Here is a 10,803-nt window from a genome sequence, read left to right on the forward strand (position 1 = left end):
TTCCTGGTTCTACTGGTTTACCTGGTTTGCTTGGATCTTTTGGATCTGGCAAGTATGGTTTGTAGCCTGGTACATTAGGAACAACTGGTTGACCTGGTTTACTTGGATCTTTTGGATCATTTGGATACTTCACTTTTGGTGTTGATGGGAAGTTTGGATCGTCTGGTGTTCCTGGTTTTGGAACCAAGTTTCCAAGTGGTTTGTAGGTTACTGTATCTGTTGCTTCAGGATTTTCTGGAGTAACTGTCTTACCACCAGCTTCTGTCTTATCAGCGTAGTAACCTGGAATTACTGGAACAGATACCTTACCGTAAGTATGGCTCTTCTCATTCCATGTTGTAGTTCCAGAAGCTTTGTTTTCTTTACCAGTGAATGTGAAGTCGTCTTGGACATTGTCTCCTGGAGTCTTATCACCTGCTCCTTCAAACTTAACTGTTTGTTTAGTTGGTTTCTTCACATCATTTACGATTGGTACGTAGATGATTGGTGTGTCACGTGAAATACGATCTGGATCACTCTCGTCATTCGGCTCAATCGTTTTATCAACAATATTATAACCCCAAGCTTGTGGTTGTTCTTCCTTAATCTTATATCCAGTTGGAGCATCAGGAATCTTAGTTTCCGCTGCTTCTGTAGGATTGGATGGATTATTTTCATAAATCTTCGAAACTGAACCCGGGATGACATTTCCGGCTTCGTCCACTTGGATAATTTTTCCTAATGCTTTATAAGTAACCTTATCCGTAACTTCTGGTTGATCTGGAGTAACTGTCTTAGATCCAGCTTCTTTCTTATCGGCATAGTAATGTTCAACAACTGGAACTGTTTCTTTGCCATAAGTGTGATTAGGTTGATCCCATGTTGTTGTACCATTTTTTTGTTTACCAGTAAAGGTGAAGTTATCTTGAACCTTATCAGCTGGAGTAGCTGTTCCTGCTCCTTCAAACGTTACCGTTTGTTTAGTTGGTTTTGTAACTTTAGTTGTTTTTGGTACGTAGATAATTGGTGTGTCTTCACCTGGTTTATCAGGAGTGATTGGTGTTCCTGGAGGTACTAATTTACCTGGTTTAGTTGGATCTTTTGGATCTGGAAGATGTGGTTCATAACCTGGTACATCTGGAACAAGTGGTTGACCTGGTTTAGTTGGATCTTTTGGATCATTTGGATACTTCACTCCTGGTTTTGATGGGAAGTTTGGATCGTTTGGTGTCTCTGGTTTTGGAACCAATTTTCCAAGTGGTCTGTAAGTTACAGTTTCTTCGAGATTTTCTTGAGTGACTGTCTTAGAAGCAACACTTCCTTTATCAGCGTAGTAACCTGTCAATCCTGGTGTTGGAACTGCATCATAGTTAGTCTTATTAGCTGTCCATGTTGCATCAGGGTTAAGAACTTTACCTGTCACCTTATCAACATTTAAGGTACGTGTCCATTGTGCATTTTGAACATTGTCAGCTGGGGCAGTTGCATTACCGTCTGATACCACATAATGAACAGTTGATGTTACATCTTTCTTCCATTGATCTGTCTCAGGGTATTTAGGACTCTTTGGATCTTTTGGATTGATTGGATCTGTTGGTTTATGTGGATTATTTGGTCCAACTGGAGTTACATCGTGTTCTAGTCTAACTACGAATTCTTGTTCAATGTTTTCATCATCATCAAATTTCTTTTGATCTTCAGAGGCCTTTTTGAATCCATCGTCTACAAGTTTGTAACCTTTATTAACAAAATCAGCAATCTTAGCATCCGTTGAGTAGTTAATGGCTTCATCCGATTTACCAGAAACTTGATCTTTTGCTAACTCCTTATTATTAGCACTTGTATCAATGTATTTAATAATAGCTGATTGCATTGGTCGCTTATAGACAACGACTGTTTCGTATGTACCCAAATCAGACTTAGCTACAATATTGCGCCAATAAGTTTCTGAAACGGTACGTTTACCTGCTTGAGCTTCAATAAGCGTATCTGGTGCTTTGCTTGAATCATATGAAACAGAAACTGAATCAGCTTTAGCCCCAACTTCTAATCCTGGAACATTCGTAAAGAAAAGCGTTGGCGCTCATTAAAATGAAATTTCATTTTATCCTCCTTAATTTTTTGTAAATGTTTACAATTATTAGTATATCACTATGAGTTAATATTTCAAGAATTTATATTGTTTTTTGAAAAAAATTTTATTTTTCTTTTTTAAAAAACAATATAAATTCTTGATATTAGTAATGGCATTTGAGTTCCAGAGTTCTGATTTAGATTTTTTTTGTCTCATGAAGCCGATTATATTAATCTAATTTTCGTCAAGAGTTATAATAACTTTACATTTTTATTATCTATAAATATTCATATGTTTCAATCAAAAATTTTTTAATATGACGACTCACATTACATAACCAACACATAATGTAAAATAGCATAATTAGGATACAATAAATATCCAAAATAAAATAGACCAGTTTCCTGATCTACTTTATTCTATATTCATTGAGAAAAAAATAATTTTTGGTCAAAATTTGGTCAAAAAAACAAAAAATACTAAATTATTTTTAAAAATGAAATTGTGGAAAAAAGCCATTAAATAAACACTTTGAATTTTCTTTGTCTTTCTTTACATTTCTAAAAATGCCCCCTGCAGGAATCGAACCTGCAACTACTCCTTAGGAGGGAGTTGTTATATCCATTGAACTAAGGGAGCTAGAGAAAAACCCTGCCGAATGAGCAGAGTTTTTTGGTCGAATTAACGACGGATTTCTTTGATACGAGCTGCTTTACCTTGAAGAGCACGCAAGTAGTACAATTTCGCACGACGTACTTTACCGTAACGAACAACTTCGATCTTTTCAACACGTGGAGTGTGGATTGGGAAGATACGTTCAACACCTACACCGTTAGAGATTTTACGAACTGTGTAGTTTTCAGAGATGCCAGCACCTTTACGTGCAATAACAACACCTTCAAAGATCTGAACACGTTCACGGTTTCCTTCGACAACTTTCGCATGTACACGAACAGTGTCACCAGGACGGAATGATGGGATATCAGTACGAAGTTGACCTTCAGTCAAGCTTTGGATTAATGGATTCATTTTATTCTCCTATCTTTGTCAATCTTGAGGAAACTTCCTCAGCGGATAAACTGTATTTTTGTGCGTCCATTACACACAAGATACAGTTTATCAAATTTCCTAGAAAAAGTAAAGAAATTTATAGCAAAATTCCTAAAAAAATCGCAACCAAACCACCTAGGTAGGTCAAAGTTAAATAAGAATAAAAGACCTTCTTATCGCTCAACAGTCTTTGAAGTTCATCATTCAAGGTTGAAAAAGTGGTTAGACCTCCACAAAAACCTGTCGCTAGAATAGCATAGAGCTCCTTATCTTCTACATAATTGTAAAATAAACCAATTAAAAAACAACCTAAAAGATTTGCTAGAAGTGTTCCTAGTGGTAAAATCCTCTCTTGATTAAGGCTAGAAAGGAAATAACGAACAAGTGCACCGACTCCACAAGCAAGTGCTAGATAAATGATTACCATTTCTTCCTCCCTAAACAATAAGCCAATAAAAGCCCTCCACCTATACTCAAAAGCAAATACATGACCAAACTCAGATAACACCCTGTATCAAGCAGTTTTACAGCATCAAGCATTAGACTAGAAAAGGTTGTCAAACCTCCGCAAAAACCTGTACCCAGTGCTAAAACCAAACCCTTACTGCTCCCCTTATAAACCAGATAACCTTTGACAAGATAAACTAAGCAAAAAATTCCTAGATAGTTAGCAAAAAGAGTTCCCCAAGGGAAGCCTGGACTGGCTGGCAACCATGTAGAAATCAGATAGCGGACAAGTCCTCCCAGCATGGCAGCTAGAAAAATTCCTAGCGGATAGAATTGTTCTTTTTTCATAAGAGTTTCTGCTCCTGGTAGTCTCTAGAATGCTTGAGAATATCTGAAAAAGTCGCAACAATTGTTTCTTCGTACTTTTTATCGCTGACACGATTTCTGACTTTTTCAAAGATAGCTTCTTCTCTTTTGGAATCTAATATTTGTTTTCCTGTAGACTTTTTATAAGCAACTACGCCCTCAACTAGATGCATTCTTTCTTCTAAAAGTTGGACGATTTGGTCATCGATTTTGTCGATTTCTTGTCTAATAATATCTAAGTCCATAGGGCCTCCTTTTTATTTGAATTATTGTACCAAAAAAGCACTAAATAGGCTAGTATAATCCTAATTCTAGTTAATAAAAACTGCACTGACTTAACCAATCAGTGCAACATTATATTATCCAACTTTAGCAGCTAACTCTTCTGCGAATTGCTCTAAGCGTTCAATATCTTCTTCTTCTGCAGAAAGATCTACTTTGACAGATTCTGAACCTTTCTCAGCTCCTGTAGAAGCAAATACATGATCAAAATCATCAACAGCTTTACAAAACTCGTCGTAGAAAGTATCACCTGATCCAACAACTCCATAGATTTTGCCATTCAAGTTAAGATCTGCTAGGTCTTCATAGAAGTCCATCATCTCATCAGGCAATTCTCCATCACCATAAGTGTAGGTTGCTACAATTGCGATGTCTGCTTCTAGGAAGTCTGAAGCGTCAACAGTTGTACACTCGTCCACATCGACATCCAATCCCAAGTCACGTAATTTATCTGCTACAATATCTGCGATTTCTTCGGTATTACCGGTCATACTGGCAAATACAATTTTTGCTAATGCCATATCGTCCTCCTCAATTTATCTTTCTCCATTATATCACATCTTTTTCATTTTAAAAATAAAAACTCTTGTGCTACAATGAAATGAGAAAGAATTGAGGTTATTTATGGAGATTTGCCACCAAATTTTAGAAAAAATTAAAGAATACGATACCATTATCATTCACCGTCATATGAAACCAGACCCTGATGCCTTGGGAAGTCAGGTTGGACTAAAGGCTCTCTTGGAACATCATTTCCCAGAGAAAAATATCAAGGTAGTTGGTTATGATGAACCAACACTAACATGGCTGGCAAAGATGGATCAAGTTTCAGATAGTGACTACCACGGTGCTCTTGCAATTATCTGTGATACTGCCAATACGGCTCGCATTGATGACAAGCGTTACCAACAGGCTGAAACTGTTATCAAGATTGACCACCATCCAAATGACGAAGTTTATGGGGACTTAGTCTGGGTAGATACTAACTCTAGTAGCGCAAGTGAGATGATTGCCCTCTTTGCAGAAGAAACAAAGCTTGAGCTTTCGGATTATGCTGCTAAACTATTGTGTGCGGGTATTATTGGTGATACTGGTCGCTTCTTATATCCTTCTACTTCGAGTCGTACTCTTCGAATCGCAAGCCATCTACGCGAACATAATTTTGACTATGCTGAATTAACTCGTAAGATGGACACGATTAGTTTCAAAATTGCCAAACTACAAGGTTATGTCTATGATCACCTAGAAGTCGATGAAAATGGAGTTGCCCGTGTCATTCTAAGCCAAGAACTTCTCCAGTCTTACCAAATAACTGATTCTGAAACAGCTGCTATTGTTGGAGCTCCAGGTCGTATTGAGGATGTCAATCTATGGGGAATTTTTGTAGAACAAGCAGACGGTCACTATCGTGTTCGCCTTCGCAGTAAATTTGTCCCAATTAATGGTGTTGCAAAAGAACATGATGGCGGTGGTCATCCCCTTGCAAGTGGTGCTAACTCCTATAGCCTAGAGGAAAATGAAGTCATCTACCAAAAATTAAAAAACTTACTGAAAAAATAGATAAAAAGCTTGCCAAACTTATCAGAATCTGATAGACTAGTATGGTAACAATCTATGGCTCGCAAAGAGACCATGGCAGAAAGGAAATATTGCAAAATGAAAAAAGATATCCATCCAGAATATCGCCCAGTTGTCTTCATGGACACAACTACTGGTTACCAATTCCTTAGCGGTTCAACAAAACGCTCTAACGAAACTGTTGAGTTCGAAGGCGAAACTTACCCATTGATCCGTGTGGAAATTTCATCAGACTCACACCCATTCTACACTGGACGTCAAAAGTTCACTCAAGCAGATGGACGCGTGGATCGTTTCAACAAAAAATACGGTCTCGAATAATCATAAAAAGAACAGTTCCGACTGTTCTTTTTTTGCTCCTCAAATTAAGATTCAACCACCACTGCTGTTCCACTACAAGTGACCATCAGCATACCATTTTCAGCACCTAAAGTTTCATAGTCCATTTTTATACCTATAATAGCATTTGCTCCACGTTCACTTGCACGCTCCATCATTTCTGCCAGAGCTTCTTCTCTTGCTTGAGTCAACTCGCCTTCATAACTACTAGCTCGTCCTCCAAAAACATTACGGAAGCCAGCAGCCATATCTTTGAACATATTAACGCCAGCAACCACTTCACCAAAGACGATTCCTTTGTAGGCTAGGATTTTCTTGCCTTCAATTCCCGTAGTTGAAATAATCATCTTCCTTTCCTCCTAACTTCTTTTATATAATTGTAAACCCTTTCACTAACTCTGTCAAGAAATTCTATAAAGGGCTCAGTGGTTGAAAGGAAACTCTTCTCACCAACCTTGTTTGATATCCATTTAGTGCCAATTGTATGGATGAGGGTCTGAATTTTATCTTTGCAAGCCTAACTTGAGATAGCTTTCTCAGTTTCATCAATCTTACCAATGGGTATAACTTGGAATTCATGACTGGTATAGAAAATACTGTTCTCTCCTGCCCCCTTTTTGCCCCCTATACACAAAAAAGCCTACTGACCAAGCTAGCAAGCTTGATACAATAGGCTTTTTCTAAATTCATTATTTAACAGCGTCTTTAAGAGCTTTACCAGCTTTGAATGCTGGAACTTTTGAAGCTGCGATTGTAATTTCTTTACCAGTTTGTGGGTTGCGACCTTTACGTGCTGCACGCTCACGAACTTCGAAATTACCAAAACCGATCAATTGAACTTTTTCACCAGCTGCAAGGTAATCAGCTACTGCTGCAAATACAGCGTCTACTGCTGCTGCTGAATCTTTCTTAGTCAATTCTGTAGCTTCTGCTACTTTAGCGATCAAATCTTGTTTGTTTGCCATGTTAATAATTCCTCCAAATAATTTCTAATTAACAATTACAATCATATCCTAAAATCTCTTATAGGTCAAGTCAAAAACGCTATTTCTTGCGATTTTCTTTATTTTTTTAGGAATCATATCTTATCAAAATAGCCCAAGCATTTTCACCTGTGTGAGTTTGAATAATTGAACCTGTTTCTAAGATAGAAATTGGTTTTTCAACATAGGCTTGTAGGACTTCTTTCATCTCTTTAGCCCAGTCATTAGTGCCTGAATAAGAAATTCCAATTTCTGCAACAGAACGTTCTGATAATTTTGAAACTAGCTCATCCAACCATTTTTTAAAGGTCTTGGAACCACGTCCTTTCACGATAGGTTGCAACTCGTCATCCTTCATCTGCATGACTACTCGGATATTTAATAGAGAGCTTAAAAGACCTGTAACACGGCCAATACGACCACCTTTAACAAGGTTTTCCAAGGTAGAAACACCAATATAGAGCTCTGTGTTCTTCTTTACTTCTTCAACATGAGCCACAATTGTCTCAATGTCTTGTCCTTCTTGAGCTAATTTGGCTGCTTCAACAACTTGAAACTTGAGGGCTTGGTCTGTAAAAGAACTATCTACTACAGTTACTTTCGCAGTCGATAGGCTGGCTCCCTGACGAGCTGCTTCTACAGTGCCAGATAAGGCATGCGACATATGAATCGCTAAAATCTGACTGCCATCCTTACTCAACTCTTCAAAAATCTCAGCAAAAAGCCCCACTGGAGGTTGACTCGTTTTAGGAAGATTTTTACTCTCTTGCATCAAGCGAAGGAACTCACCTTCTTCAAGATCAGCATCCGAATAAAGAACACTATCAATCATTACAGAGAGGGGAACAACGGTTATATTTAATTCTTTGACCACTTCTGGTTCAATGGTAACTGACGAATCCGTTACAATTTTTACTTGTGTCATAATTCAAATCTTTCTATGTCTCACTGATAAAGCGAGTTTTTCAATTTAGCTATAACAATTATATCAAAAAAATGCTAAAAATTCATACTGTATCCTTTGAATTTCGTAACCTAATTTCAGTAATTTTCTTCGTGTTATAGATGAATATAAAAATAGCCGCCTAGTAAGACGACTACTTTAACATTACAACAAACGTTCATACAAATCCTGCATCTGTATATCATCAGGAACCAACTTTAGATAATTTTGAATCTGGACTTTAGCTTCTTCAAAATTCCCAAGCTCACGCAAGAGGTAAATATATTGCTCTAAAAACTCAGGATTTTCCTTGAGTTCTGGAACCAATGCCTGATAAGATTCATAGGCAGCATCCAAATCTTCAGTTTCTTGGTAACTCCGTGCAATCATCCACTTAGTCAAGAGATTTTCTGGCTCATAAACTTCTAAAGCTAAAATATCTTCGTAACGTTCCTGTTCTTGATACATAGTTGCTAGACGCAATAAGATTTCCTCTTGGTCCTCTGCATCTTCTTGGGCTTGAAGAAGGTAAGCTTCTGCTTGTTCAGGCTGATGCAATTCGTAAGATAATTGTGAGGCAAGGAGTAGCAAACGTGTCTCGAAAGGATTTTTTTTCAAACCTTGTTGAGCTATCTGTAAGGCTTGCTCAGTTTGATGTTCCTTATGTAGAGCCTGGCTATAGCTATATTCATAACCTTCAAAATCTGGAGAAATAGTATCCAACTGTTTAAAATATAAGACAGCTTTTTGATATTCCTCTTGGTCAAAGTAAAGACTCGCTAATTCAAAAGCAGTTTGATCTTCATACTCTAACTCTAAAGCTTTTTCTAAAAATTCAATTGCTGATTCAAACTTTCCAAGACGAGCGTAGGCAGTTCCAATTCGCTGATAGGTTGAAATCCCAGTCTGTTCATATAGCTCGCGATTATCTAGTTGGGCATAGCCCTTAATCGCTTCTAAATCATTTCCTAGCTCACTATCTAATTCAGCTAGACCAAATATTAGGAGAGGATCATCAGAGTAGCTACGCGCCTCTAAGAGCTTCTCACGAGCTACATCCGTCAAGCCTTCCATTTGGTAGAAATCTGCCTTCAAAACAAGTGCAGATAGATACCAATCGCTGTTAGGTTGAATTTCTTCCAGATAAGCAAAAGCTTCTTCTATTTGACCATCTTCACTAGCAATAGTTGCTAGATTCAGATTTACCTCTGGAAATACTGGAGCAAGTTTTTCGTAGATTTGACGAGCTTGAGGATAAAAACCAATGCCCTCTAGATAATATGCAAGCTCTAGCAGTAGGTCATCGGGGTCTTCTACAAGTGCTTTTTGGAAATAATGTTCAGCCCTTGTTAAATCCTGCTGATTTAAGGCCTCAAGCATTTCTTGACTATTGTTCACCTTCAACCTCCTCTTCTAGCTCATAGAGACCACTAACAGTTTTATACCATTCAAAAATCGCTGAAATAACAACCTTGGCTGAAGCATAAACAGGAATTCCTAGTAGGACTCCCCAAACACCAAACATAGAACCAGATGTTAACAAAACAAATAGAATGGTAATTGGGTGAATATTTAATTGGCTACCTAAAATCAGTGGCGAAACAAAACGACCTTCGATGGTTTGCTCAACGATAAAGACGATGATAACCTTTAAGAGCATGACAGGTCCAGCAATCAGACCTAAGACTAGGGCTGGAATCATAGCAAGGAAACTTCCAAGATAAGGGATAAGATTTAAAACCCCAGCAGTAATACCAAGAGTCACCGCATATCTTAAGCCAATGATCTTGAACAAGATAATAAACATGATAGCCACGATAACGGCTACAGTAATTTGACCTCGAACGTAATTAGCAAGTTGTTGATTGACATCTGAAAGAACCTTACCAACTGGTTCTCTCAATTTATTTGGTAAGAATTGAGTGATATGATCTCTTAAACCTTTTCCATCTCTTAGGAGATAAAAGAGCATAAACGGCATGATAATTAGAGCGACGATGACTTGTGACGTTCCGCTAATAAGAGCACTCACCCAGTTCACAGCTTTTGATGAAATATTACTTGCCCAGGCAGTTGCTTGTGTTGAAAAATTAGCAAGAACCTGTTCCAGTTGGGGTCTAAAATCATCTGGTAAACGCTTGGTTATAAGGTCATTAATAACTCTGTCAGCATCTTCGAGATAACTTGGTACATTTTGCGCAAAAACAATTACTTGACGTTGAAGATTTGGAATTGCAACGGCTAGTCCAACAATCAAGAGAATAGCAATCACAACGAAGATCATACTAATAGCAAGGACACGATTTACCTTGTATCGTTCAAGCAAATCCACAATAGGATTTAAAAGATAGAAAAGCAAGCCCGACAAAATAACAGGCAACATAACGACCGATAGAAAATCCACAACAGGGATAAATAAAAAGCTGATTTTACTGAGAATAAAAATATTTAGTCCCAATAGCAAGGCTACTAGGAAAAAAGTAACGGCTTTATTATCTAAAAACCACTTAAAAAACCAAGATAGATTAAACTGTTTCTCTTTTTGTTCCATATCTACTTCCTTTCCTTTGTCTTTTCATTATACCATTTTTACTAAGAATAAACCGCTTTTAAAGCGTTTAAGGAAGATGAGAATATGTACTGACCCCAAAAAGTTAGACAATTAATTTACCCAAAGGATTTAGTTCTGTATTGTACAGGACTAAGTCCTTTTAGTTTTACCTTAATTCGTTTGTTGTTGTAGTAATTGATATAGTCTACAA

The 10,803-nt window shown here is 37.5% G+C and carries 14 protein-coding genes and 1 tRNA gene; 2 read left to right on the forward strand and 13 right to left on the reverse strand.

The window, feature by feature from the left end; all coding sequences use genetic code 11:
• From QM887_RS09705 to QM887_RS09735, 7 genes are all read right to left on the reverse strand, one after another.
• The coding region (locus tag QM887_RS09705; protein WP_414271416.1) for a mucin-binding protein at positions 1-1,891 on the reverse strand (1,891 nt) is incomplete at its 3' end.
• A gap of 729 nt (positions 1,892-2,620) precedes the next feature.
• A tRNA-Arg gene (locus tag QM887_RS09710) sits at positions 2,621-2,692 on the reverse strand.
• A 42-nt stretch (positions 2,693-2,734) separates the two neighbouring features.
• Positions 2,735-3,082 carry a 50S ribosomal protein L19 gene (gene rplS / locus QM887_RS09715; RefSeq protein WP_001068670.1) on the reverse strand — a complete coding sequence of 116 codons (348 nt, stop codon included), beginning with the start codon at positions 3,080-3,082 and terminating at the stop codon, positions 2,735-2,737.
• 118 nt (positions 3,083-3,200) lie between these two features.
• Positions 3,201-3,530, reverse strand: a complete 330-nt coding sequence (gene crcB, locus QM887_RS09720; protein ID WP_414271417.1) for a fluoride efflux transporter CrcB — start codon at positions 3,528-3,530, stop codon at positions 3,201-3,203.
• Positions 3,524-3,898 (reverse strand): fluoride efflux transporter CrcB, encoded by a 375-nt coding sequence (gene crcB, locus QM887_RS09725; RefSeq protein ID WP_414271418.1) that lies wholly within the window; start codon positions 3,896-3,898, stop codon positions 3,524-3,526. The genes crcB (QM887_RS09720) and crcB (QM887_RS09725) overlap by 7 nt, the downstream gene beginning before the upstream one ends.
• Positions 3,895-4,161, reverse strand: coding sequence for a chorismate mutase (locus QM887_RS09730; protein WP_414271419.1), 267 nt, complete (start codon positions 4,159-4,161; stop codon positions 3,895-3,897). Before QM887_RS09730 ends, crcB (QM887_RS09725) begins: the two co-directional genes overlap by 4 nt.
• A gap of 114 nt (positions 4,162-4,275) precedes the next feature.
• Positions 4,276-4,719 (reverse strand): flavodoxin, encoded by a 444-nt coding sequence (locus QM887_RS09735; RefSeq protein ID WP_414271420.1) that lies wholly within the window; start codon positions 4,717-4,719, stop codon positions 4,276-4,278.
• Positions 4,720-4,822: 103 nt separating this feature from the next.
• Here QM887_RS09735 and QM887_RS09740 point away from each other — a divergent pair, with 103 nt between their 5' ends.
• Together QM887_RS09740 and QM887_RS09745 are read left to right on the forward strand one after the other, a co-directional pair.
• Entirely contained in the window at positions 4,823-5,758 is a 936-nt protein-coding gene (locus tag QM887_RS09740; protein ID WP_414271421.1) for a DHH family phosphoesterase, read from the forward strand.
• A gap of 96 nt (positions 5,759-5,854) precedes the next feature.
• A complete protein-coding gene (locus QM887_RS09745; protein ID WP_414271422.1) occupies positions 5,855-6,097 on the forward strand; it encodes a type B 50S ribosomal protein L31 in 243 nt (80 codons plus the stop codon).
• A 44-nt stretch (positions 6,098-6,141) separates the two neighbouring features.
• Here QM887_RS09745 and QM887_RS09750 read toward each other — a convergent pair whose 3' ends face one another.
• From QM887_RS09750 to QM887_RS09775, 6 genes are all read right to left on the reverse strand, one after another.
• Entirely contained in the window at positions 6,142-6,462 is a 321-nt protein-coding gene (locus tag QM887_RS09750) for a heavy metal-binding domain-containing protein (RefSeq protein ID WP_414271423.1), read from the reverse strand.
• 342 nt (positions 6,463-6,804) lie between these two features.
• Complete coding sequence (locus tag QM887_RS09755; RefSeq protein ID WP_001284633.1) at positions 6,805-7,080, reverse strand: HU family DNA-binding protein; 276 nt, start codon at positions 7,078-7,080, stop codon at positions 6,805-6,807.
• Between the two features lie 106 nt (positions 7,081-7,186).
• A complete protein-coding gene (locus tag QM887_RS09760; RefSeq protein ID WP_414271424.1) occupies positions 7,187-8,023 on the reverse strand; it encodes a DegV family protein in 837 nt (278 codons plus the stop codon).
• Between the two features lie 183 nt (positions 8,024-8,206).
• A complete protein-coding gene (locus QM887_RS09765; RefSeq protein WP_414271425.1) occupies positions 8,207-9,439 on the reverse strand; it encodes a tetratricopeptide repeat protein in 1,233 nt (410 codons plus the stop codon).
• Positions 9,429-10,592, reverse strand: a complete 1,164-nt coding sequence (locus tag QM887_RS09770; RefSeq protein WP_414271426.1) for an AI-2E family transporter — start codon at positions 10,590-10,592, stop codon at positions 9,429-9,431. The genes QM887_RS09765 and QM887_RS09770 overlap by 11 nt, the downstream gene beginning before the upstream one ends.
• 116 nt (positions 10,593-10,708) lie before the next feature.
• Positions 10,709-10,803: IS3 family transposase (locus QM887_RS09775; RefSeq protein WP_414271427.1), on the reverse strand; the 95-nt coding region annotated here is incomplete at its 5' end.

The organism is Streptococcus infantis, from assembly GCF_047460875.1.
Taxonomy (GTDB): domain Bacteria; phylum Bacillota; class Bacilli; order Lactobacillales; family Streptococcaceae; genus Streptococcus; species Streptococcus infantis_AA.